Here is a 23,212-nt window from a genome sequence, read left to right as displayed (position 1 = left end):
GACGATCAGTCGTCGGTGCGGGGGCGAGCGATCACGGCGAGGTGGTCGTCGTGATAGCGGTCCAGGCGCGCCGTCTCCAGGATTTCGTACGCCGTCCGCAACTCGTCGAGCGCGTCCTCGAACACGGCCGCGGGCTCCGCGGTTACGTCCTCGCTGCGGGCTTTGATGGAGGCAACGAGGCGGCCGTCAGCGGCGAGGAACTGTCGGTTTCGCGTCGCGACGCGGGCCTGGCCGCGAGTGGCCACGTCCTGCACGATGGCGTCGAGCCCCGACTCGACGACGTGGGCGTACGTCTCCGGCCGACGGGCGTCCTTGAGGAGCGGAAAGAGGGTTGGGCGAGACGCCGCGACATCGACGAGATCACGCGCGGGCCGCGGCGCGAACTCGACGGCGTAGGTCGGTCCACAGACATCGGCGACGTGGCTCACGGTCGTCCCGCTGGCAGCGCCGAGATAGAGCACGGCGTCGCCGCCAGCGAGACCGGTGTCGAGGCCGAGTTCCAGCATGGCGCCGAGTTTCGACCGTCCGGCGTCCCAGAGGCGCCATGGGCCGTCCGTCGGCTCGCCGTACACGGGACTGCCGCGCGTGGCGAGTCGCTCGCGGCCGTCGAACGTCCGGCGTTCGACGCCGTCGGGGAGGCTCACGCCTCACCCCGCGCGCGAATGGTCTCCATGCGCTCGTCGAGTTCCTCGTGGACGGACGGCCGAAGGTCGCCGGCGTAGTGGTCGATACGCGCGGCGATAGTGAGTTTGCCCGCCAGCGCGCGGGCCGCCGAGCCGCGGTCCTCGGGGCGGGTGTTGTGGACGTAGTCGTGAGTGTAGATGACGCCGTGTTTCGGCGACGGCGCGCGGCCGGAGAGGTGGGCGAACAGCGCGTCCTCGGCGCCGAGCACCTGGACCGTCCCGGAGGGCATCTTCGCCAGGTCTTCGAGGCCGCCGGCGAGGGCGATGAGGCGCGCGGCCAGCACCGGCCCCGCCATTTCGCTCAGGTTCGGGGCGACGACCGGCGCGGTGCGCTCGATGAACGTCCGGAGGGCTTCGGCCTCGTCGTCGAGGTCGGCGACCCGTTGGGCTAGCGAGACGGCGCGGCGCTCAGCGGCCGTCTCGGGGTCGCGCTCGGCCACCTCGCGCGCACCGGGGATGCCCGTTCGCACGTCGTCGAACAGGGCGCCCGCCCACTCCGCGACCCGCTCTGCGAGTTCGTTCGCGGTGCGGTCGATGTCCTCGATGGCACGGGTCGCGTGTTTCAACTGCTGGTCGTCGGCCTGTTCGCGTTCCCGGACGGCCTCGTGGGTCGCCGCCACCGTCGCGTCGTGGAGCCGGCGATAGTAGTCGTCCTCGTCGTCCGCGAACCCGGCGTCGACGGCGATAGCCGGCCAGTCCGCTGGCTCGTCCGCGTGCCCGTGTTCGATCGCCTCGCGGGCCGCGGCCGTCTCGCCGGGGTCGACGCCCCGAAACCAGGCGGACGCCGCAGATTCGTCGGTCATGTACCGTCCCTAGACGCCCACCTCGTAAATGTGCTTTCGATGAGACCGTTCGGTGTGGACGCGTCGCTCTCCCTCGTCCAGTACAGGAGAGAGAGGAGGTACAGGCTCGCCCCGGAGACGAGGACGCCGACGGCGACGAACCCCGCCGTCGCGAGGATCGACGGCGTGACAAACGCGATCTGGATGGCCTGGAGCCCTACCAGCAGCGCGACAGCGGCGAGGACTGACCAGAAGACCGTTCCGAGGGCATCGATCACGCCGTCACGGACCGCGGCGCGAAGCCGCTGTTCGCGGAGTCTGTCGGAGGACGGCATGCTTGGGAATGCACTGGCTACTCACTACAGAGGATGTATGCAGTAGTACGCTGTCGGATATTCCACGCTGAATTAGTCGCAATCGCTTCAAAGTATCATATGCAACCCTATGGCTGGAATACCGGAAACTTAGGCCTCACCGCATCTTCACGTACGTACCTAATTTGAGTCCGACAGCGCCGAGCGTGAGGGTAGATACAGAGACGACGAGAAACAACAAGAATCCGAATCCTACCACGACCGCGATTGTATCAGGCCAGTACGGGTCTCCAGTGACGTGCTGGAACAGGTAGTATGATGCAATCGACACGGTGAGAATGAGGAAGGACAGTGCAATTTTCCCGGCGTTCCGTATGGTATCCTCGCGGTATGATGGCGAGATGTATGCAGCGGCGAATCCGGCAATTACCGGAAGTGAAACGACCACAGCGTACAGGATAAAGTCAATCAAGTGTCGCATTCTGTATTGCAGTTGTCCGAGAGGAGGACGCGACTCGATCAGGGCAACTTGGGTTAAATTTAGAAAGAATTCGCAAAGTATCTTGTGGAGTTCTCCCTTCGTCGCCACCGACCAAGAGGTCCGTTCTACACAGACTTGCGTGCTGAGTATGCACCTACCGAGCAGCCATTACACACCATAATATATCTGAAAAACATGATTTCAACAAAGCCGGTTATTGTACGTCAGTACCGGCGGATCGCGGGACCGTCTTGGCGACCCACTGGTAGACAGTCACATAATCCGTATCAGAACTGCGATGAGCGTGCTCAGGAGAGCCGCTCGGCCGCGATGTCGGCACCCTCGACGAGCGCCTCCAGCTTCGCCCACGCGATCTCGGGGTCGACCATGCCGAGGCCGGCCTGCGTGCCGAAGCCACAGTCGGGTGCGGCGACGATGGGCGTCGAGGCGTCGACGGCGTCGGCCACCCGCTCCAGACGGTCCGCGATGGTCTCGGGGTGGTCGATGATGTTCGTCTTCACGTCGACGACGCCCGGGATCAGCGTCCAGCCGTCGGGCAGCGGCTGCTCGGCGAACGCGCGGTACTCGTGCTGGTGGCGGGGGTTGGCCTGCTCGACGCTGAGCCCCGTGATGTCGGCCTCGTAGATTTCGGGGAGCATCTCGACCAGCTCCGTATCGAGGTGGTGTGGCCCCTCGTAGCTCCCCCAGCAGGTGTGGAGCCGGACCTGTTCCGCGGGGACGTTCGACAGCGCCTCGTTGAGCGCCTCGACGTGGAGGCGCGTGGCTGCCTTCACCTCGTCGAGAGGTGCGTCGGCGTACGCCGCCGTATGCCCGACGGTGAGGAGTTCCGGAGCGTCGATCTGGAGGGTCATCCCCGTCTCGGCAACGAGTTCGTACTCCTCGGCCATCGCCTCGGCGACGCCAAAGAGGAAGTCCTCGTAGGAGTCGTAGTGGTCGTTGACGTGTGTCGCGGTGACGACGCTGGGCGACGCCGAGGTGACGAACGTCTCCTCGAAGTCAGCGTCGGCGGCGGCGAGCGCGTCGCGGAACGCGTCGAGTTCGGCCTCGGCCTCGTCGTGACCGGTGTACTCGACGGGACCGGTCACGACGGGGTGCATCGAGAGGTCGATGACGTCGGTCTTGAACGTCTCGGCGGCGTAGTCGGGGAACTCCTGGAGGTCCGCCCAGAGTTCCTGTTCGCGCTTGCCGTCGATGCCGCTGAGGCGGTCCGCGACGTACCAGTTGAACGAGACGCGGGACTGTTCGCCGTTGTTGGCGACGTCGAGGCCGACCTCGGCCTGGCGCTCGACGACGTCGCGCGTGGCGTCAGCGACCGTTTCGCCCCACTCAGTGGCGTCGATGTCTTCGCCCTCCTGGCGCGCCTCGAGGAGGTCGAGCAGTTCGGGCGGTCGGGGGAGACTTCCGATATGCGTCGTGCGAATGCGGGCGTCGTTCGTCGTCATTGGGTACTCACACGAGTAATAGTCTCACTATATAATATAACCCACGGTATTTTTTCGGCGGCGGGACCGGTGACGCCGACACACGGGACTGTCGATGGTGCCGTCGTGATGGGCAAGACAGCAAGGCCACACTTATTCAACGAAGTCTCCGTAAGTCACCACCCAGAGCCCCGCAAATGACCCAGCTATCAGCCGGCGTGATCGCCGCGGGGATGGACGCACTGCCTGCTGAAGTGGCGATTCTGGACGCCGCGGGTGAGATCATCCTCGTCAACGAGGCGTGGCGACAGTTCGCCGACGCGAACCACGGGACCAGCCCCGACTACTGGCTCGGCAGTAACTACCTGGAGATCGCCGGGCAGGCGTACGACGATCCGCGGGCGAGCGAGATCGTCGACGGCCTCCGAGCGATCCTCGACGGAACCGAGACGCAGTTACAGGCCGAATACCCGTGTCACTCGCCGACGGAACAGCGCTGGTTCATGATGCAGGCCGCTGGCTTTCGGCAGAACGGGGCGCAGTACGTGCTGGTCGCCCATCTCAACATCACGGACCGCAAAGAGGCCGAGCTGCAGGCGACGACACAGCGGGAGCAGCTCGAAACCCTGCTCGGGGTCCTCACGCACGACATTCGGAACCCGCTGAACGTGATCGGTGGCTACGCGGCGTTGCTCGCGACCGAACTGGGTGAGAACGACAAGGTCGACACGATCCAGCGGGCGGCCCAGCGGATCACCGAAATCACGGAGGCGACGCTCGCGTTCACGCGCTCCGGGGCGCTGTCGACGGTCGAGCCGGTCGATACCGGCGCGCTCGCCCGCGAGGCGTGGCGAACCGTCGACACCGCGGATGCGACACTGACGGTGCGCGACGCACAGACGGTTCTCGGTGACCGTCGACTCCTCCTCCAACTGTTCGAGAACCTCTTTCGAAATGCGATCCAGCACGCCGGCGAGGCGTGTACTGTCACCGTCGGCACCCTCACCACGGGGTTCTACGTCGAAGACGACGGCGAAGGCCTTCCCGAAGCGATCCGCGCGAAGATCGTCGACGCGGATTTCTCCACGAAAGGGACCAACGGCCTGGGGCTCGCGATCGTACAGGCGGTCGCCCACGCACACGGAGCCGAATTTCTCGTCACCGACACCGCCGGTGGCGGGGCCCGATTCGAGTTCACGGGGTTCGATATCCCACCGAAGTGACCCAGGCGCCGCGTGGATCGAGGCGGACCGCGACCACACTGACTCCCTCACCGATCGGCGAACTCGACGCCGGTGATCTCGAGTCGCATGCCCCCGTCCGATCCCTCCGTAATGTCGAGCGCCCAGCCGTGTGCATCGGCGATGCGCTGGGCGATCGCGAGGCCCAGTCCGGTGCCGCCCTGTTTCGTCGAGTAGCCGCTCTCGAGGACGGTCTCGCGGTCGCCCGCAGGGATCCCGGGACCGTCGTCCACGACGTAGAACCCGTCCGGAAGCGTCCCCACGCGGATCGTGACGGCCTCGCCACCGTGTTCGATGCTGTCGTCGGGCCCTGCCCGACTGCTTGTGGAACTGTGTTCCACACTGTCACCGGACTGCGTCCGGTTATTAGTCGAGCCATGCTCGACACTGTCGTCGGATTCCATCCGACTGCTCGTGGAAGCATGTTCCACACTGTTCCGAAAGAGGTTCTCGAAGAGATGCTGGATCCGGTCGGGGTACGCCCGGATCGTCGCGTCCCCCTCGATCTCCAGCGTCGCGCCCTTGGTGTCGACGTTCGACCAGCAGCGTTCGACGATGGCGGCGAGCGACACCGACTGTGGATCGTCGACCGGTTGCCCGCTCTCGGCGAGTACCAGCAACTCCTCGATGATCTGGTCCATCCGCTCGTGTGCCGCGTCGATCCGATCGAGGGCCTCGTCGTCGTACTCCTCTCGGAGGAGTTCGAGATACCCCGACGCGACGCTCAGCGGGTTTCGCAGGTCGTGGGAGACGATGCTGGCGAACTCCTCGAGGCGCTCGTTCTGCCGTTGCAGTTCCTCGTTGCGAACGCGCGTCCGGTCGGCGGCCACTTCCCGTTCGATCGCTCTCGCTTCGAGGACGCCGACGAGGGCGCCGACGCCCGCGCCGGCCGACGCTCCCCATCGGATGATGCCGATCTGAAAGAGAGTGCGGTCTTCCGTCAGCACCGCGATCACGGTGAAGAACACGAAAAAGAAGCCGAACGCGGCGGCGGTCCAGCCCGCAATCCGTCGGTATCGCTCGGTTGCGATGTTCTGGCGTCGCAACCAGTAGCCGCTGCCGACGAGCGCCACGATGAACGGCAGGCTGGCCGCCCAGTTGACGATGGCGACGGTCTCGAACTGCATCGATGAGACGGCCATCGCCCCGATTTCGAGGAGCATGACCCCGCCCAAGAGACCGCCGACGCCGATCAAGGCGTGCGGGATACGTTCGAGATTCATGAGTCGTGCAGGTCGTAGAATGCCGGTTGTTGCCCCGTCACACTTATAATTTTAATTATATTTGGGTCACATCGCTCGTCGAGCCGAACCAGCCCCGTCGCTGCGTGCCACCCGCTCTCACAAATTCGGATTTCACCCTTCATGGGAGCTATGGTGATCGCCGCCCGACGCCTGTCGTATGGATCTGCAGGAGTTCACGCAGTCGAACGCGCCCGTAGCGGGCGGGGAGGGCTTCCAGAAGGAGAACAACCGGCTCCTCGATGTCCCGCTCGACGGAACGGTGATGGTCAAGGCCGGATCGATGGTCGCGTACACGGGCGAGGTCACCTTCACGGGGAAGTCGTCCGCGGAGGGCGGCATCACGGGCTTCGTCAAGGAGGCCGTGAGCGGCGAGGGAACGCCGGTGATGCAGGCCGAGGGGAGCGGGCATCTCTACGTGGCCGAGAACGGCAAGAAAGTCCAGGTGCTCGAACTCGACGCGGACGAGGCGATATCCGTCAATGGCGACGACGTGCTCGCGTTCGAGTCGAGCATCGACTACGAGATCAACACCGTCAACAGCCTCTCGGGGATGGCTGCCGGCGGCCTGACGAACGTCTATCTCTCCGGCCCCGGCGAACTCGCGCTCACGACACACGGTGATCCGCTGGTGATGACGCCGCCCGTCTGTACCGATCCGGACGCGACCGTCGCGTGGAGCGCGAACCTCTCGCCCGAGTTCGAGATGAACAAGACGTTCGAAATTGGGCAGACCTCCGGCGAATCGATACAGGTGAAGTTCACCGGCTCGGAGGGGTTCGTCGTCGTCCAACCGAACGAAGAAGGGTCCGTCACCCAGAGCCAGAACCAGTAGTCGGCGCGGGGCGTTCCCGAATCCGCGCGACCCGCCGGCGATCATCGGTCGGTCGACACCTTGAACCGACCTTTTGCTGCGCTCGGAGCCTTCGGCTCCTCGCTGGCAAAAGCTCGATCAAAAGCCTGCGTCGGCCCCTTCGGGGCCTCCTTGGCCCGCTCGCTCACTCCGTGGGTAGATCCGCGTACATACCGCCGAGAGTGTATCTGAAGACCTCACTCGACCTCTCGGATTGTTGTGAGCGCACGCTGACGCTTCTCGACGATTTCATGGACGCGTTCTTTCTTATCCTCGATATCCTGTTGGTCACGTATCCAGTACAGGTCAGTGTAAAACGCGACCAGTGTCTCAACTTCCTCGCCCGAGAGGTGACCAATATCGTCGGCATTACTCTCGTAGACGACCGGTTTTTCGACCGTCTGAGTGAGTATTTCGTAGTCGCCGCTATCGGCCATCTCGTCGATATACGACAGTGCAGAGAGTTCCGTTTTGAATGCGCGACGGAGATGAGCGAGTGCTGCTTGACGGCGACGCCAGAACAAAAAGTACGATCCTGCAATCGTTGCGACTGCCCCGATAATGCTTCCCAAGATCAGTCCGGCAATCGCTCCAGCCATACCCACATCACCTCGCGTTTGCAGGAAAGACTTGATGGCTCCCTCCGTAATACTCCTGACGATAGGTTCGCCCGCTGTACTGACCGAACCCAAGATGTATCAATTGCGGAGGATTTCAACAGAGCCAATAAACCGTATGAGACGGAGGCCGAGAGCGTCTACGCGTCGCGGGCGGATGCCGACTCCTCGACGATGATGCTGAGGAAAAAGGAGTTGAAGATGGCGAGGATGCCGACGACGATGGCGGTCATCGCGACGATGTCGAACTCGACGAGCGGGAGCGTCCGGAAGCCGCTGCCGACCCATCGTCCGGCCATGAAGGTGGCGTAGGCGGATCCGAGGCCGAAGACGCCGATGCCGGCGGCCAGGCTGTGTTCGAGTGACAGGTGTTCGACGAGCAGCGTCGTCAGTGGATCCGATGGATTCCGGACGGGATCGCCACTGAGCTTGGCGAACACGCCCAGCGTGATCGCCTGGAAGCCGATCACGACGAACAGCGACCCGGCGATGAGCGAGTGGAGGCCGAATCCGGCCGGCCCGATCGAGACGTTGGCGAGACAGCCCGCGATGACGGCGAGGCCGAACACCAGCAGCGCGATGCCGGGGCCGGTGAACAGGTAGCCCGGCGCGTTCTCAAGCATGAAGCGCACGTGTCGCCAGCCGTCCTGAAACGAGTCGAGCGTCGCCTCGCCCTCGCGTTCGTGGTACGTGATGGGCTCCTCGGCGATGGTCAGGTCGCTTGCCCCCGACTCCATGATCATCTCGGAGGCGAACTCCATCCCGGTCGTCGAGAGGTCCATCGCGTCGAGGGCGTCGCGGCTGAAGACGCGTATCCCGCTGTGGGCGTCACTGACATCGGTGTCGTAGAACGTGTTGAGAAACGCGGTCAGGAGCGGGTTGCCGACGTACTGGTGGAGCGCGGGCATCGCGCCATCCTTGATCTCGCCGTTGAGGCGACTCCCCATCGCCATGTCGGCGTCGTCCTCGGCGACGTGACGATACAGTTTGGGGAGTTCCTCGAAGTCGTAGGTCGTGTCGGCGTCGTCCTCGGCGACGTGACGATACAGTTTGGGGAGTTCCTCGAAGTCGTAGGTCGTGTCGGCGTCGCCCATCGCGATGTACTCCCCGCGACACCGGTCGAACGCGTACTGGTACGCGTAGCCGTAACCCGGCTTGTCCGGTTCGACGACGATCGCGCCCTTCTCTCGGGCGATCTCCGGCGTGCGATCCGTCGAGCTGTCGCTGACGACGATCTCGCCGTGGATCTCCAGCGTCTCCAGGGCGGCGATGATGCGATCGATACATTCGCCGATGCCGTCCTCTTCGTTGAGCGTCGGGAGGACGACCGATAGCGTCGGCGTCAGCTCGCTGTCGGCCGGGAGCAAGACGCCCCCCGCCGACGTTGCGAGCGTGCCGTTCGTCCGTGCGTCCCCCGCGTCGGCCCCCCGTTCGATTCCCCCTCCGTTCGCCGATTGATTGTCCGTTTTCATGGCGCAGTGTGTGCTGGTCCCCCGGTCCAGTACTGACGTACAAGTCATACGAACAAAATAACTAAAAGGTATGTATTCGGCCCCGTGACGAGCGGCGAGGACGGTCGTGACGATGCCCGTACCGCGGACGCACCGTGTCACCGTCCGTGAGTCTTAGAGCGTCGAGACAGCCGCCAGACCGGCCACCCCAATGAGAAAAAGTATCTATCTGGAACGCAGAGTTGCGGGCAATTCATGGACGTCACGAAGGCAGTCATTCCGGCGGCGGGGTTCGGGACGCGATTTCTCCCCGTGACGAAAGCCCAACCCAAGGAGATGATGCCCGTACTGGACAAGCCGACGATCCAGTACGTCGTCGAGGAAGCCGTCGAAGCCGGCATCGACGACATCCTCATCATCACCGGCCGCGGGAAGCAGGCCATCGAGCGCCATTTCGACAAGTCCTACGAACTCGAAGCCGAGCTCAAGGCGGACGGCAAACTGGACCGTCTCGATCGGGTGCAGGAGATTTCCGACCTCGCAGACATCCACTACGTCCGGCAGAAGGAACGCAACGGCCTCGGCGACGCCGTGCTCTACGCCCGCAAGCACGTCGGCGACGAACCCTTCGCGCTCCTGCTCGGCGATACGATCATCGAGAGCGAGACGCCCTGCACCCAGAGCCTGATCGACGCCGCCGAGGAACACGACTCCTCGGTGCTCTCCCTGGAGCGCGTGCCCTGGGCGCAGGTGCCCTCCTACGGGGTCGCGGACGTCGACGACGTGAGCGCGGAGTCGGGGAGTTTCCCCGTCGACGACTTCGTTGAGAAACCGCCGCGGGAGGAGGCACCCTCGAATCTGGCGATCACGGGTCGGTACGTCCTCACGCCCGACATCTTCGACCGCCTCGAAGAGACGGAGATGGGCGTCGGCGGCGAACTCCAGTTGACCGATGCCATCCGGGCGCTCGACGACGTGCGCGGGGTCGAACTTCACGGCGACCGCTACGATATCGGCAACATCCCGAGCTGGCTGCGGGCCAACATCGAGATGGCGCTCACCCACGACGACGGCGAGATGAACGCGGCCGTCGAGGAGCTCATTCGGGAGTACGGCGAATGAGTCGGGTCCTCGTCACGGGCGCCGCGGGCTTTCTCGGCTCCTTTCTCTGTGACCAGCTGCTGGCCGAGGGTCACGAGGTCATCGGCATGGACAACCGCGTCAGCGGCCAGCTGGACAATCTCGACGAGGCGTTCTACCACGACCGGTTCACCTTCTACGACCACGATGTGACGGAGTTCATCCACATCTCGGGCGAGTTGGACGCCGTCCTCCACCTGGCGAGTCTCGCGTCGCCCGTCTTCTACCGCGACCACCCCATCAAGACGCTGAAGGTCGGCGCGCTGGGCACGCACAAGACCCTCGGTCTTGCGCGGGAGAAAGACGCCACCTACCTCTTTACGTCGACCAGCGAGGTGTACGGCGACCCCGAGATCAACCCCCAGCCCGAGGACTACCGCGGGAACGTCGACCCCTACGGCCCGCGGTCGTGTTACGACGAATCCAAGCGCTACGGCGAGTCGCTCGTGCGCGCCTACCGCGACGAACACGGCCTCGACGTGCGCGTCGCGCGCATCTTCAACACCTACGGCCCGCGGATGCGCCTCGACGACGGCCGCGTGATTCCGAACTTCATGAAACAGGCGCTGACGGGCACGGACCTGACCGTCTACGGCGACGGCGAGCAGACCCGGAGTTTCTGTTACGTCTCGGATATGATCGACGGGCTGATCGCGCTGCTGGAGTCGGATGTCCAGGAACCGGTGAACATCGGGAACCCCGACGAGCGGACCATCAACGAGTTGGCCGAAGTCGTACTGGCGGTGACCGATAGTGAGAGCGGGATCACCCACGAGGAGTTGCCGCCCCAAGACCCCGAGGTACGTCGCCCGGATATCTCGAAGGCGCGGTCGGAGCTGGGGTGGGACCCCGAGGTGTCGTTGCGTGAGGGGCTTCGGGAGTCGGTTGGGTATTTCGAGGGGCGGGTGTAGGCCTAGCCGGATTCGAGCTGCCGGCCAATATGGCTGCTCAAGCTATTCTTGTTGGACAGCGATGGCGTCGAGGTTCGTTTCAGGGCCACGGAACTGCCACGCCACTCGTCACGCATCGTCCGCGAGAACGTCGTCGCGGGAGAACGTCTCGCTGTCGCCGGTGCGGCGCGCGTGCTCGACAGCGGCAATCTCCTTCCAGCTCTCACGGGTGAGATCAGGGTGTTTGACGGCGTCGCGGAGGGCGTCACGGATGAACTCGCTGCGGCTGTTGTAGCCCTCATCTTGCCACGTCGCGTCGATATCTTCGAGGAATGATTCCGTCAACCGGATGTTGATGTTCGTCTTCGCCGGCTCGCCACTACTGTTTGTATCCGCATCCGACATACAAACGTGTTACACTCGCGGCGCTAAAAGCGTTCGCTCGCTCCGACCGCTAGCGCGAACAGCGGCTCCGATAGTTGCCGACAACACCTTTAGTACTACAGCAACTCATAGGTACTACTAACGATGTCAAGAAGTACAGACGAACCACGAGTAGTACACGTCTCCCAGAAGGGGCAGGCAACCATCCCGAAGGCGCTGCGGGAGAAGTTCGGCATCGAGACGCCGGGCGAGGTGTTCATCTACGAGGCGCAGGGGTGTATCGTCGTCGAGCCGGTTCCCTCGCCCGACGAACTGCACGGCATCCACGCCGGGGAGCACGACCGCGGCGACATCCTGGAGCGGGTCCGCGAGCTGAAAGACGAAGACCGGCGCCGCGAGGCACAACGTGCCGAACGGCTTCGTCCGTCCGAGGACGCATGAGCGGCGGCTACGTCTTCGATACGGAGGCTATCATCGCCTTCCTCTACAACGAACCGGGGCATGAGGCCGTGGCCGACCGTCTCGACGAGGTCTTCGACGGGGCAACGGATGGATTCCTCGCTGAGACGAACGCTAGCGAAGTGTTCTACCTCGTGGCGCGGTTCGAGGGTGTCGACGAGACGCCCACGGACGCGTCGCTGCGGGACGCGGATCGGGACCTCCGGGCGCTCGAACGGCGCGGCGTTCGCATCGTCTCGGCCGACTGGCGACGGGCTGCGGAGGTGAAAGCCGACGGGGACATCTCGCTTGCCGACGCGTACGCCGTTGCGCTCGCCCACGAACACGACGCAACACTGGTCGCCGGGGGCGACGATGACTTCGACGATCTCTCCGTCGCGATCGACGTGGACCGATTCCGCGACCACGGCGTGTAGGACCGGTGTTCGGGGCCGACAGCGAGCCGTGTTGAGATGGAGCGTTTTCCAAAATCGGTTTGGTGGTTTGAGAGGGCTGTAGAGGGGATTTGCGGGGTTTTCCGTCCGGAATTCGATCATCCAAATCGGTGTCTCGATCCGCAAGAATGGAGGGACTGCCTGCGATGCGTGGAGCTAGGTGTTGGCGTCGAGGCGGGCAAAACGCCCACCTCACCCGGGGAGCGCGGCCAGAACCCCGTGATAGGCGGCGCTGCGCATGCTCGGCTGTCGGGGGTTTCGGGGTCGGCAGCGTTCCAAAATCGGTTGCAGTCGGGCGATTTCTGATCTAGGTATCGCGTGGTATTTCGGACCGCGTCGCGCGTGGCGTCGTCTCGTCGAGCGCCCGACTCACGGTGCCCGTGGCTGTCGTTGGGACGGTTCGGCGTGTCGGTCTCGTCATCGCCAGCGAATCGCAAGAGAGGTGTCTCGTCCGTCGTAACGCCCGCTTTGTGTTTCTTCCCACCGATAGCGATTGCGCCCCCGTGTCGCTGGTTCGATCGACCGCCTCGGTGTCTGTGAGCGGCCGCGCAGCACCGACGTCGATGGGTGCTGCGGCTCCGCTCGTGGTCGGGGTTCGGCGCGGCCCTACAGGTCATTCCAAACTGCGATTCCACCCCGTTTCCTCCGGAGAAACGACCCGATTATGACTGCCCCGCTATCGGCGGATACACCGCGAGAGCGCTTTTCGGGCTTAGAGAACCACGGACACCGATTCTGGAGGTTCGGCTTCGATTGGCGGTTCGAACTCGGGGTAGGAGCTAGGCGTGAGATCTGGACATCTGTTCCGGATCAGTGACGGAATCGAACTTTTATCATGATTATTGGCTTTTTCGATGATAAAGACCCACTCTGGGCAACAGTTTTGTAGGATTACTAATATTGTTCGATTATGGGACGATATCCGCGGGACGTTCGCAATGCGAAAATCAAGTGTGTGTCCTGTAATGCTCCGGTTGTTGAGACCACCGATGGGGCCTATCTCTGTGTCGAGTGTGGGACGAACATCGTCTCGAGTCATACTGCACCAAGAGCAGCCAACGACTGACGGATTTGTCAGCGGAAGTAGAACGCTTCGTGGAGGTATCTCCGTAGTGGTGGTCGGTGATTGATCGGATGCGACTTGAGGGAAAATCCGGGCCTTCACGAAATGGGCGTTGTCGGAGTAGATTTGTGCGCCCACGATGTTGGAGAGCAGACTGGAGCGTCTGTTACGTCTCGGATATGATTGACGAGTTGAGTGCGCTGGTGGGGTCCGATATTGCGGTCTTGGTGGACATCTGTTCCTCGCTGATGACAGTTCGGGGTCACTCTCAAGCGACTGGTCGAATGGCCAGCGGCCGGTGACATCGCCGACCAGTGCACCGATGACAGGGCTAGGGAATCCTGCTCGGTCAGTCGGAGTTGGGGGCCGCATTCGTGGATGCTGTCTCTGGTAATCTCTGAAAGCGTGACTTGACTATTGATGGCGAGCCGGTCCCGTGGGAGTAACACAGTGCCACCTATGGCTGCAGTTCATACCTCTTTATAACCAAGATCCTGCAGTCGTTCCTCAACATCTTTGGAAATTCCTGCTTCCTCTCTTGAGGCGTTCTTCTGTGCAGACTCTTCGAACGATTCCATATGATCCTCTAAATTCGTTTGTAACTTCTCTAGATCCTTGCTCGGTACAGTTTCTTCCTCAATATGTTCGCTTGAGTCACCAGTCCGTTTGAAATAAGTCCGCTCATTAGACGAGATGTCGTGGACAAGTTGCCACGTTCCATCAGTTATCATCACACGGCCATCGTCTGATTTACCTGACTGTGTGTAGACGTATCTAGACTGATCACTTTCTGAGAGATATTTTCTAATTGATTGTCCTCTACATGAATCGGGGATAGTAATGTCTGCGTAATCAAGGAAAGTTGGCATGAGATCGATGCCAGAGACGGGGGTATGGATGTTGCCTTGTTCATTCAGCCCCTTGATTATGCATGGGACATGGGTGACTCCGCTGTGAAATTGGTCACCGTGACGCAGTTTCCCGTGCTCTCCTAGCGACTCACCATGATCTGAAAAGAGGGCCAGGACAGTATTCTCGAACCCTATATTCTGATCAACCCAGTCAATTATGTCTCCAATATGTCTATCAAGGTACTCGACTTCTCCTTTGTATAGCGTCTCAAAGTCCGATAATTCCTCTTCAGTCAGTTTGGATGCGTCACACGGATTCGATTTCTCATACTATTGATCGAGTTCATAGGTAAATCTTCTCCCATCGCTGGTGACGAGGCACGCGCCGCCATCGATCGTGCGGACGGACGCCGCCCATCCGCTCACTATCGTCCCCGAAACCCATCCCAGTCGCTCTCGAACGTCGGCCCGTCCCGACAGCGCTCGGCGTGAATGACCGCCACGAGGAAGTACACGCCGACGACGGCGGCAGCGAGGCGATAGGAGTCCCCGGCGTCGGCGCGGTCGAAGAGCGGATGCAACCAGAAGACGTTCCCGAACGCCGAGGAGCCGAGCTGTCGGAACGCCGTCTCGTAGAGCGGGACGACGCGCCAGAAGTCCGGCATCATGGCCCACACGCCGCTGGCGATCGACAGCGGGAGGAGATACCGGGTCCGCACGGGCAGGTACGCTAGCAGGAGGGTTACGGACAGGGCACCGAATGCGAAGTGAGTCAGGGCGAGGCTCATCCACGGCCCCGTAGTTCCGAGCGCTATACGTATCTAGGGGTGGTCGCGTGCGCCGGCGGGATCCGCGCCGCCGAACCAACACCGATCGAGCACCCAGACGAGCGCGGCGACGCCACCCGCGAGCAACATCGGCTCGGACTGCGTGCTGAGATACAGCCCCGGACTCGGGACGCGGTACTGCGACAGCGGCCAGAGGAGCTGCACCGAGCGGCCGGTCGGCGTCAGGAGGAGGCTGTCCGCGAGCAGGTGACTCCCGGCGCCGAGGCCGAGCACCAGCCCGCCGCGTCGGCGTTCGCTCGACGCCAGCAACGCGAGCCCGACACAGACACTCAGCAGCGTCCCGCCGCCCGTGGCCAGACTCCCCCAGTCGAACGGCACGCCGAGAACCCGCTCCATCGTCTCGCTCGGCAGGAGGAGCTTGATCTTCACCAGATCCGGGATGAACGCGCCGACCATCCCGACGGTGACGTACGGCGTCGTGAGCCACGGGACGCGCCAGGACAGCACCCGACAGAGGCTGTAGGCGATGAAGACGTGCGCGAGCAGATCAGGCATCGGTCCCTCCCGTCCGAATCGCTCGCCGTATCTCCCGAACCGTGAGTGGATCGTCGCGGGGCTCGAAGCCGAGCGTCGATCGATTCACGGTCCAGTGTCGGCACAGTCGCCCGAGCACCCAGAGACCGGCGAGGAAGGAGATGCCCCACGCGTACCACCGTCCCTGCGGGGGGACGACGAACGCGCTCTGTGCCCGGATCGTGGTCGGTTCCGTGAGCGTGCCGTACACCCGGACCTTGTCGCCGCGCGCCGGCGTGATCGCCGCCTCGGTGATCGTCACTCGGTGTGTCCCGCTCGTCGTCCCGACCCGGATGACGACCGGGTCGGTCGCCTGGACGATACCACCGGTGACCACGCGCTCGCCGAGATACGGCTGTGGATCGTCGACGAACTCATCTTCGTCGGGAAGCACCCACGCGTCCTCGTTGACTGGCTGGACCGCGAACGCCGGGAAGAGCGCCACCTGCCCGACCAAGAGCAGCAGGACGGCCAGCAGGCGGGCGCGTGCGGTGTCGAAGCGGGCCACGTATCGTATCGCCCCCGGCCGCGTACTAAACTTGATGCTCCCGGCGATGGAACGGCGAGTCGGACCGATGACCGATCCGATCGACGCGATCAGCGTGCTGGTCGTGCTCGAATTCGTCGTGATGGCCGCCATCGTGCTCCTGTTGGTCCCGCTCGACGTCGCCGCACCGCTCCTTCCGCTGTTGCTGGTCTTGCTAGTCGCGCTGCAGGCGTACCGCTCGTGAGGTGCGCGTCACCACCGATGGCGTCGTCGCGCTTCGCTGGAGCACGACTCACCACTCCTCCCGTGCCAACGTTTAACACGAAAGACGGCAAAGGCAGACCTGATGTCCGAACGGGCACTCGAATGTGATCGGTGTCAGCAGCGTGTGAGTCCCCGCTCCTTCCGAGCGGCGTGTCCAGAGTGCGGCGGACCGCTTCGCCGCCAACGCGTACTCTAACTGACGGATGCGTCCGGCGGTGGGCACTGATCCGACGGTCATCGTCGCCATCGCCGTCACTGTCGACGACATCGTCACCGCGCTGGAGACCAATCGACGGAGCAGCCGTCAGGCCGTGCTGCGCATCACGCCACCGTTTTCGGGACGGACGCGGGCGCGCCTCCACCGCCCCGTCGCCGACGCGGAGGGGGCGATCCACCTCGATCCGGAAGCGCTCGTCGACGACCCGCCGTCGTCCCCGACGCCCGACGAGACGGCGGCCCAACTCCGGGCCGCGGATCGATACACCACGAACCGACACCGCAAGCGGCACACCGCCGCCGTCGACGACTGGCGGTCCGCGGTCCGCGACGCCCTCGTCGACCACGTCGTGCTCCCCACGTCGGACGGCGGCCACCGGGTCGTCGTCGCGCATCTGGGCTGACGGCCGTGGTCTGCGTCGCGCCCGGCTTTTTCCGGCGTCGGCCCGTGGGCACGGGTATGCGTGCCGCGATCTTTCACGGTCCGGAAGACATCCGTGTCGAAGAGGTGCCACGCCCCGAGATCCAGACGCCGGACGACGCCCTCGTGCGGGTCACCCACACCTGCGTCTGTGGCTCCGACCTCTGGCCCTACCGCGGGGAGAGTCCGCGCGACGCGCCCTCGCGGATCGGCCACGAACCGATGGGTATCGTCGAGGCCGTCGGCGACGATGTCACGAGCGTCGATCCCGGTGATCGCGTGTTCGCTCCGTTCGTCATCAGCTGCGGGGAATGCGAGTTCTGTCGGCGCGGCCTGCAGACTTCCTGTGTCGACGGCGACTCGTGGAACGGCGAGAACGGCGGCGCCCAGGGGGAGTACGTCCGCGCGCCCCACGCCGACGGCACGCTCGTGCGCGTCCCGGACCGTCACGCCGACGACGAGGACACGTTGCGGTCGATCCTTCCACTGACCGACGTGATGGGAACCGGTCACCACGCCGCGGTGAACGCCGGCGTCGAAGCCGGGAGCACCTGCGTCGTCGTCGGCGACGGCGCCGTCGGCCTGTGTGGCGTGCTCGCCGCGCGGCGGCTCGGCGCCGCCCGGATCATCGCGGTCGGGCACCACGCCGACCGCCTCGAACTGGCCGCCGAATTCGGTGCCACGGAGACCGTTCTCGGCCCCGACTACGACGACGTCGGCGAACACCTCACGGAACTGACCCACGGCGGCGCCGAGCACGTTCTGGAGTGTGTCGGCGCCGCGAGTTCGATGGAGACGGCCGTGGCGGCCGCCCGTCCCGGCGGTACGGTCGGCTACGTCGGCGTCCCGCACGGCGTGTCGGAGGGTGGGATGCCGATGTTCGACTTCTTCGGCGACAACGTGTCCCTTCGGGGCGGCGTCGCACCGGTGCGTGCCTACGCGGACGAACTGCTCGCCGACGTTCTCGGGGGCACGCTCGACCCCGCGCCGGTGTTCACGAAGACCGTCACGCTTGCGAACATCGCCGAAGGGTACCGGGCGATGGACGAGCGCGACGCGCTGAAAGTGCTCGTCAAGCCCGAGTGGTAGGGCGCTACCCGGCCGCCCTTCATCGCTGATACCGCGATCACATCGATTCGGACACGATCCCCGATCCCTGGGCGTGGCTGTCGCGCCGCTCTCGTGGAGACTAAGTAATCAGGGTCGGCAGTGACCCGGTATGGCTCCCCGGTCTCGTCGCGAAGTCCTCCACGCGGGCGCTGCCGTCGGCACGGTGGCGATTGCGGGCTGCCTCGACAGGGATGGAACGGCACATGACTCCGCGCAGCGCCAGGCAGAGAGCCCGATACGGCCATCCCGCGGAACGTGGCCGACCGCGGGGCGTGACCCCCGGAACACGCGTCACAGCCCCTCCGCGTCGCCGCCGCGGGCGGACCCGACGACAGCGTGGTCCGTCTCCCTGTCCGGAGTCGCCTCCGCGGTCGTCGTCGGCCCCGACCACGTGTACGCGAGTTCCGACGCGGAGACCGTCGCCATCGCTCCGGACGGCACCGAACAGTGGCGAGTCGGAGTCGGCGGTGGACTCTCGTATATCGACCAGCGGCTGTACATCAGCGCCGCCGACCTCGTTGCCCTCGATACCGCCTCGGGACAGGAACAGTGGCGATCACTGACCGAGGATGCGTCGCCAAGGGCGGTACACGAGACGAGCGGCACGGTCTACGTCACGAGTCGTACGGCCGTTCACGGGCTGCAGCCGGACTCGGGCGCCCAACGCTGGCGCATCGAGACCGCTCGGTATCCGGGTCTGGTTGCCGACACCGACCGAATCGCGCTCGTGACGAACGAGCAGGTACAGCTGGTCGCCCCCGGCGAAACCGTCGACGGGCTACTACGGGATCCGGCCCCGCGGACGACCGAAACCATACAGCCCGGCTGGCGACCCGGCGTGCAGTCCTGTACGCTGCTCGACGAGGCGCTGTTCGTCACGCAGTACGGGGACCGACTCGCCGACGCGGACGCCGCCGTCAGACGGTACGGCCTCCGGACGACTGACGAACGCTGGATGACGCCGCTCACCTGGGCCGGCGTGGGATCGGTCGCCGTCGACGACGACCACGTGTATGCGGCGCCGTTTCGCGCGACAACGGACCCCCCGGACGGCTCTCTCGTCGCCTTAGATCGACGGCGGGGGACCGAACGGTGGCGGTACGACGGCGCGATGCTCGGGGCGCCGGCTGTCGGTGGCGACACCGTCGTGGCTGGTGGCGCCGATCCTGGCTCGCCGAGTGTGTGCGTTTCGTCGACCGACGACGATGCGGATACGGAGTGTTCACCCGGCGATTCGCCGGCTGACACTGGCGTTCTGCACGCGTTCGATACGGAGACGGGCGACCGACTGTGGACGATCCGGCCCGGCGGCTCGTACGGCGGTTATCCGCTCGCACTCGTCGACGACCGCCTCTACTACGGTGACGAAACTGGCATCCACGCGCTCGTGTGATACGGTTTATTGTACGTCAGTACCGGTGGTTCGCCGAAACAGTCCGGCGAACCGCCGGTAAACAGGTACAATAATCCGTATGAGTGGCCCATCTCGATACGCTCCCGGATGGAAGTCGCGACGAGACGGGGGAGCCATATGCCGCGGCCGATCGCGTCCACGTCGGCTATTCGGCGCTCAGCCACTCGAACACGTCTCTCCGACAGTCGAGCAACGTCCCGAGATGGTCGGTTTCGGTCGTCGACAGCCGTCCGTCAACATCGTGCATGACCGCTCGTACCGGAGAGAGTGGCGTGTTCGTGTCCTGCGTCCCGTGCCACGCGTGAACCGGGAGGGATAGCCGTCTCGGTTCGAGAGCGTCGGTTGCAAACGACCGGTTCTCCCGGGCGACGGCCCGTGCCCCCTGACGCAAGGCTTCATGGAAGTCGTCGGCGACAGCCCGTGCGACCGCCGCCGACACCGATCGATCGGTGTACTGCTCGACGATCGCCTTCGGCTCCGATCTGATGGCCGCGAGTACCTTGGCCGCTCGAAAGAGGAGGCGTACTGCAAACGGGACCCTCGAGAGCCGTACGAGCGCGGTGTCGGCCGGTGGAACGACCGTACTGACCAGGGCGAGTCGGCTCGCCCAGTCGCTGTCTGCGGCTGCGATCGCGAAGGGGCCGCCGCCGGAGAACCCCATGACACCGGCTCGACGGATCGATTCCGAACGGAGGAGTTCCGTCAGGTCGTGCTGCCACGCCCACCACGTCCAGTCACGCGGCGGTGACGACGAGCGGCCGTAACCGGGGCGATCCGGAACGAGCAGTCGGACGCCCGTGTCAGCGGCCGCCGCCGAAAGCAACGCGGCGAACAGCCGAGACCCGGGGGTTCCGTGGTGGGCGACGACAGGGACACCGTCCGGATCGCCACCGGTCGTGTAGGCCAGCGTTCGCCCATCCGAGAGGGGACACGTCTCCGTCGAGAGCGTCGAGCGCCGATCCGGACGCTCGCGTAGTGGGGAGGCCATCGGCGCTATTCGATCTCCGTGATCGTCCGGGCAGTCGTCCCGAGAAGATCGCCGACCATCCCAACGGCTCCGCCGTAGAGTAGCGTCAGGAGGGCCGCGGTCGTTCTCGCGGCGTTTCCGCACAGCCGCGCTTGCGGGGTCGTTGCGACGGCGTCGATCCACGCGGAACCGTCGGAGCTGAATCGCCTCATGGTGCGACCTCTATCGAGCCACTGCCTCGACGGAAATAAAACGCCGCAAGGCTCAAATCTTGGCTGTATCAACCTCGGCGACAGCCCTGCTGGAAGACTCACTGCGCACGTGGACTCACTGTGCACGTATCGTGACGAGCACACTGGCGAGAAACGCGATCGCTGCAAGCGCCAGTCCGGCGGTGGCGAACTGCACCCCTTGCAACCCGTCGACCGCGACCCAGTTGCCGAACATGATGAGGGCGATACCGAAGAGGAGTGTGTCTCGTGGCAGGGATATACTCCACCAGCTTGTGGTGGGGAGAATACTCTTGTGAACCCTGTCATCGGCGAGAGATGGCTGATATCGGAGCACCCCGATGCGCGACCCTATCGGAACGGGACTGCGGAGTCGACTGGCTCGGCTCTGTCACGGTAGCGATCGAACAGGTCGTCGCCCCAGGCACGGAACGCCTCGTTCGCGGACGTGACACAGGCCCGGAGAGTGCCGTCCTCGTCGTAGGCACCCATCACCGTTCGCTCGTCGCCGAGGGTGAGGCCGAACTGGATCGGCGACGGATGACGGTAGAGATCCAACACGTCGAGACCGACGATGACCTCGAATTCGCCGGGATTGAGGTCGCTCGCGCGCTTGATCGTGGCCGCATCCATGACGAGTTCGGTGTAGACACCGGCGCTCGCCAAGCGGGCGTGAGCGTCGTGAAACGACCGGCTGAGGATCGGCGACAGCATCCGCACGTGATCGGTCTCTAGCGCCCGCACCGCGTCGGCGTACGCTCGAACCGGAGCCTGCGGATTCGTCGACGTCGCCGTGACCAGCGTCGCCCCCGTCAGCCATCGTGGGTCGGGGGCGTGAGCGCGGTCGGGGAGCTCGTCGAAGAGGGGACGGAACGTTTCGATGCGGTCGAGCCTCTCGCGGTACGCCGCGTGTTCGGCCACGACGAGCTCGCCCGTCACCGTGAGCCGATAGCTCCCCTCGTCCTTCTCCACCCAGCCGCGGTCGGCGAACTGACTGAGATGACGCTGCACACTCCGCCGCGAAAGGGGGAGTGTCTCCGCGAGTGCAGCGGGTGTCCCGGGATGATCGGCCAGATGGTCCAAGAGTCGGCGTCGGTCCGGAGAGCCAGCGAGGAATTGGGCGGTCTCATCCGACGGCATAGGCACCACTACGCGGGTCCGCCCTAAAAACTCCGCATCCCCGTGTCTGCCGGCCGAACGACGAAGCACTCTTTTCGGAGAATCCCTGTCTCTACCTATGGTTTCCCGTAGAACGACCCTCCAGACCGTCGGTGCCCTCTTCGGTGGCGTCAGTGCCGGATGTATCGGCCAGACCGGGCCGTCACCCGAGCGCATTCGCTGGCGAAAGAACATTCGCGGCGTCCCCGTTCTCGACGGCGGTGTCCTCTACGTGCTGGGGCGGCGGACGCTGTACGCGTTGTCGCCGGCCGACGGCAGCAGACAGTGGACGGTCGAATACGACGAGAGCGAGTTCGACGAACGGCTCTGTCTACGCAGCGATATCGCGGTCGACGACCACCGGATCTACGTCCCGGGCTGTGACGGCCTTCGCGCACTCCGCCGCTCGGACGGTGAACAGGTCTGGTTCGACGGATCGCCGCTCAGACAGGGTGTCGCCGTCGCCCCCGGGCGGGTGTACGCGAACGCCGACGACCTGCTCGCTATCGATGCGACCACCGGTGCAGTCGACTGGCGCGCATCGACCGGCGGCGAGCGTCTCACGACGCCGGCTGCGACGGCGAACGTGATCGTGTTCACGAACCGCGTCGATGGGGTCGTCACCGCCTTCGAATCCAGCGGTGAGCGTCGGTGGCAGCAACGCACCGACACCGAGACACGAAGCCCCACGATCGCTGGCGACACCGTCTATGTCGCCACGTCGCTGGAGCCGGGACGGACCGGCCAACTCCTCGCGCTCGATATCGCGGACGGCTCCGTTCGGTGGACGGCCAACACGCCGTCGCCGAAACGCGGGACGCGCCCGGTGGTCGGACCGGACGCGGTGTATCTCGGCTGTAGCGGGCGCGACCACGGCACGCTCGTCGCGCTCAGGCGTGCGGACGGCACCGAACGCTGGTCGTTCACGGACGAGAACAGCACCGTGTACGAACCCGCGTTGGCTGACGGGATGGTGTACGCCGGCTCGAACGACGACCGGCTATACGCGTTCACGCGTGATGGCGCCCACCAGTGGCAGATCGAAACGAACAGCACCGTCGGCACGGTCGTCGCCGGCGACGACCGCCTCTACGCGGCGAACAACGAACGGCTCTTCGCGACCGACCGATGAGGTCCGCTCTCGGACGAACGACACGATAGCCGCGGACAGGTTCCTCTCCGACGTTCATAGTGATGCGGGAGGTACGTGATGAACGCAAGCGACGCTCAGGGACGATGTTGCAAGCCGACGGCGGAG

At 64.5% G+C, this 23,212-nt stretch carries 28 protein-coding genes; 11 read left to right on the top strand and 17 right to left on the bottom strand.

Translation table 11 applies throughout. The features are described 5' to 3' along the window. Positions 1-5 precede the first annotated feature (5 nt). The 5 genes from MXB53_RS08930 to MXB53_RS08910 form a co-directional block, all read right to left on the bottom strand. The gene (locus tag MXB53_RS08930; protein ID WP_248897030.1) at positions 6-644 is read right to left on the bottom strand and encodes a fibrillarin-like rRNA/tRNA 2'-O-methyltransferase; all 639 of its coding nucleotides are present in this window, start codon (positions 642-644) and stop codon (positions 6-8) included. Further along, positions 641-1,486, bottom strand: coding sequence for an NOP5/NOP56 family protein (locus MXB53_RS08925; RefSeq protein WP_248897029.1), 846 nt, complete (start codon positions 1,484-1,486; stop codon positions 641-643). Before MXB53_RS08925 ends, MXB53_RS08930 begins: the two co-directional genes overlap by 4 nt. After that, a complete protein-coding gene (locus tag MXB53_RS08920; RefSeq protein ID WP_248897028.1) occupies positions 1,483-1,800 on the bottom strand; it encodes a hypothetical protein in 318 nt (105 codons plus the stop codon). The genes MXB53_RS08925 and MXB53_RS08920 overlap by 4 nt, the downstream gene beginning before the upstream one ends. A gap of 136 nt (positions 1,801-1,936) precedes the next feature. Beyond that, positions 1,937-2,251, bottom strand: coding sequence for a hypothetical protein (locus MXB53_RS08915; RefSeq protein WP_248897027.1), 315 nt, complete (start codon positions 2,249-2,251; stop codon positions 1,937-1,939). 317 nt (positions 2,252-2,568) lie between these two features. Beyond that, positions 2,569-3,723: a cobalamin-independent methionine synthase II family protein gene (locus MXB53_RS08910; RefSeq protein ID WP_248897026.1), complete on the bottom strand. Its 1,155-nt coding sequence runs from the start codon at positions 3,721-3,723 to the stop codon at positions 2,569-2,571. A gap of 176 nt (positions 3,724-3,899) precedes the next feature. On the opposite strand from MXB53_RS08910, the gene MXB53_RS08905 reads away from it, so the two are divergent. Next, the gene (locus MXB53_RS08905) at positions 3,900-4,925 is read left to right on the top strand and encodes a sensor histidine kinase (RefSeq protein WP_248897025.1); all 1,026 of its coding nucleotides are present in this window, start codon (positions 3,900-3,902) and stop codon (positions 4,923-4,925) included. A gap of 47 nt (positions 4,926-4,972) precedes the next feature. On the opposite strand, the gene MXB53_RS08900 is transcribed toward MXB53_RS08905, so the two are convergent. After that, complete coding sequence (locus MXB53_RS08900) at positions 4,973-6,166, bottom strand: sensor histidine kinase (RefSeq protein ID WP_248897024.1); 1,194 nt, start codon at positions 6,164-6,166, stop codon at positions 4,973-4,975. 178 nt (positions 6,167-6,344) lie between these two features. On the opposite strand from MXB53_RS08900, the gene MXB53_RS08895 reads away from it, so the two are divergent. Continuing rightward, positions 6,345-7,019: an AIM24 family protein gene (locus MXB53_RS08895; RefSeq protein WP_248897023.1), complete on the top strand. Its 675-nt coding sequence runs from the start codon at positions 6,345-6,347 to the stop codon at positions 7,017-7,019. Positions 7,020-7,234: 215 nt separating this feature from the next. Here the strand turns inward: MXB53_RS08895 and MXB53_RS08890 are convergent, their stop codons facing one another. Continuing rightward, complete coding sequence (locus tag MXB53_RS08890) at positions 7,235-7,636, bottom strand: hypothetical protein (RefSeq protein ID WP_248897022.1); 402 nt, start codon at positions 7,634-7,636, stop codon at positions 7,235-7,237. 158 nt (positions 7,637-7,794) lie between these two features. Next, positions 7,795-9,126 carry a glycosyltransferase family 2 protein gene (locus MXB53_RS08885; RefSeq protein WP_248897021.1) on the bottom strand — a complete coding sequence of 444 codons (1,332 nt, stop codon included), beginning with the start codon at positions 9,124-9,126 and terminating at the stop codon, positions 7,795-7,797. A gap of 234 nt (positions 9,127-9,360) precedes the next feature. Between MXB53_RS08885 and galU the strand changes: the two genes are divergently transcribed. Together galU and MXB53_RS08875 are read left to right on the top strand one after the other, a co-directional pair. Next, the gene (gene galU, locus MXB53_RS08880; RefSeq protein ID WP_248897020.1) at positions 9,361-10,227 is read left to right on the top strand and encodes a UTP--glucose-1-phosphate uridylyltransferase GalU; all 867 of its coding nucleotides are present in this window, start codon (positions 9,361-9,363) and stop codon (positions 10,225-10,227) included. After that, a complete protein-coding gene (locus tag MXB53_RS08875; RefSeq protein ID WP_248897019.1) occupies positions 10,224-11,156 on the top strand; it encodes a UDP-glucuronic acid decarboxylase family protein in 933 nt (310 codons plus the stop codon). The genes galU and MXB53_RS08875 overlap by 4 nt, the downstream gene beginning before the upstream one ends. 108 nt (positions 11,157-11,264) lie before the next feature. On the opposite strand, the gene MXB53_RS08870 is transcribed toward MXB53_RS08875, so the two are convergent. Continuing rightward, positions 11,265-11,540 carry a ribbon-helix-helix domain-containing protein gene (locus tag MXB53_RS08870; protein ID WP_248897018.1) on the bottom strand — a complete coding sequence of 92 codons (276 nt, stop codon included), beginning with the start codon at positions 11,538-11,540 and terminating at the stop codon, positions 11,265-11,267. 123 nt (positions 11,541-11,663) lie between these two features. Here MXB53_RS08870 and MXB53_RS08865 point away from each other — a divergent pair, with 123 nt between their 5' ends. Continuing rightward, positions 11,664-11,960: an AbrB/MazE/SpoVT family DNA-binding domain-containing protein gene (locus MXB53_RS08865; protein WP_248897017.1), complete on the top strand. Its 297-nt coding sequence runs from the start codon at positions 11,664-11,666 to the stop codon at positions 11,958-11,960. Beyond that, a complete protein-coding gene (locus MXB53_RS08860; protein ID WP_248897016.1) occupies positions 11,957-12,394 on the top strand; it encodes a PIN domain-containing protein in 438 nt (145 codons plus the stop codon). The genes MXB53_RS08865 and MXB53_RS08860 overlap by 4 nt, the downstream gene beginning before the upstream one ends. Positions 12,395-13,945: 1,551 nt before the next feature. Here MXB53_RS08860 and MXB53_RS15655 read toward each other — a convergent pair. From MXB53_RS15655 to MXB53_RS08840, 4 genes are all read right to left on the bottom strand, one after another. Beyond that, on the bottom strand, positions 13,946-14,623 hold the full coding sequence (locus tag MXB53_RS15655) for a sulfatase-like hydrolase/transferase (protein WP_283102358.1): 678 nt from the start codon (positions 14,621-14,623) through the stop codon (positions 13,946-13,948). A 128-nt stretch (positions 14,624-14,751) separates the two neighbouring features. Continuing rightward, entirely contained in the window at positions 14,752-15,114 is a 363-nt protein-coding gene (locus MXB53_RS08850; RefSeq protein WP_248897014.1) for a hypothetical protein, read from the bottom strand. 33 nt (positions 15,115-15,147) lie between these two features. Then, complete coding sequence (locus MXB53_RS08845) at positions 15,148-15,669, bottom strand: metal-dependent hydrolase (protein ID WP_248897013.1); 522 nt, start codon at positions 15,667-15,669, stop codon at positions 15,148-15,150. Beyond that, positions 15,662-16,195 carry an OB-like fold-containing membrane protein gene (locus MXB53_RS08840; RefSeq protein ID WP_248897012.1) on the bottom strand — a complete coding sequence of 178 codons (534 nt, stop codon included), beginning with the start codon at positions 16,193-16,195 and terminating at the stop codon, positions 15,662-15,664. The genes MXB53_RS08845 and MXB53_RS08840 overlap by 8 nt, the downstream gene beginning before the upstream one ends. A 67-nt stretch (positions 16,196-16,262) precedes the next feature. Here MXB53_RS08840 and MXB53_RS08835 point away from each other — a divergent pair, with 67 nt between their 5' ends. The 4 genes from MXB53_RS08835 to MXB53_RS08820 all read left to right on the top strand — a co-directional run bounded on the left by MXB53_RS08835 (position 16,263) and on the right by MXB53_RS08820 (position 19,578). Then, positions 16,263-16,418, top strand: coding sequence for a hypothetical protein (locus MXB53_RS08835; protein WP_248897011.1), 156 nt, complete (start codon positions 16,263-16,265; stop codon positions 16,416-16,418). Between the two features lie 235 nt (positions 16,419-16,653). Further along, the gene (locus tag MXB53_RS08830) at positions 16,654-17,058 is read left to right on the top strand and encodes a DUF8009 family protein (protein ID WP_425601200.1); all 405 of its coding nucleotides are present in this window, start codon (positions 16,654-16,656) and stop codon (positions 17,056-17,058) included. A gap of 56 nt (positions 17,059-17,114) precedes the next feature. Beyond that, positions 17,115-18,164 carry a zinc-dependent alcohol dehydrogenase family protein gene (locus tag MXB53_RS08825; protein ID WP_248897009.1) on the top strand — a complete coding sequence of 350 codons (1,050 nt, stop codon included), beginning with the start codon at positions 17,115-17,117 and terminating at the stop codon, positions 18,162-18,164. A 130-nt stretch (positions 18,165-18,294) separates the two neighbouring features. Further along, on the top strand, positions 18,295-19,578 hold the full coding sequence (locus MXB53_RS08820) for an outer membrane protein assembly factor BamB family protein (RefSeq protein ID WP_248897008.1): 1,284 nt from the start codon (positions 18,295-18,297) through the stop codon (positions 19,576-19,578). 166 nt (positions 19,579-19,744) lie between these two features. Here MXB53_RS08820 and MXB53_RS08815 read toward each other — a convergent pair whose 3' ends face one another. The 4 genes from MXB53_RS08815 to MXB53_RS08800 form a co-directional block, all read right to left on the bottom strand. Beyond that, positions 19,745-20,587, bottom strand: coding sequence for an alpha/beta hydrolase (locus MXB53_RS08815; protein WP_248897007.1), 843 nt, complete (start codon positions 20,585-20,587; stop codon positions 19,745-19,747). Positions 20,588-20,592: 5 nt separating this feature from the next. After that, complete coding sequence (locus MXB53_RS08810; protein ID WP_248897006.1) at positions 20,593-20,778, bottom strand: hypothetical protein; 186 nt, start codon at positions 20,776-20,778, stop codon at positions 20,593-20,595. A gap of 115 nt (positions 20,779-20,893) precedes the next feature. Continuing rightward, a complete protein-coding gene (locus MXB53_RS08805; protein WP_248897005.1) occupies positions 20,894-21,133 on the bottom strand; it encodes a hypothetical protein in 240 nt (79 codons plus the stop codon). A 14-nt stretch (positions 21,134-21,147) separates the two neighbouring features. Then, positions 21,148-21,936, bottom strand: a complete 789-nt coding sequence (locus tag MXB53_RS08800; protein ID WP_248897004.1) for a helix-turn-helix transcriptional regulator — start codon at positions 21,934-21,936, stop codon at positions 21,148-21,150. Positions 21,937-22,033: 97 nt separating this feature from the next. Here MXB53_RS08800 and MXB53_RS08795 point away from each other — a divergent pair, with 97 nt between their 5' ends. Next, positions 22,034-23,086, top strand: coding sequence for an outer membrane protein assembly factor BamB family protein (locus tag MXB53_RS08795; RefSeq protein WP_248897003.1), 1,053 nt, complete (start codon positions 22,034-22,036; stop codon positions 23,084-23,086). Positions 23,087-23,212: the final 126 nt, after the last annotated feature.

It is taken from the genome of Haloplanus sp. XH21 (genome assembly GCF_023276355.1).
GTDB lineage: Archaea > Halobacteriota > Halobacteria > Halobacteriales > Haloferacaceae > Haloplanus > Haloplanus halobius.
Note: the sequence above shows the minus strand (reverse complement) of the source record. Positions and strands in the feature narration are given on the sequence as shown.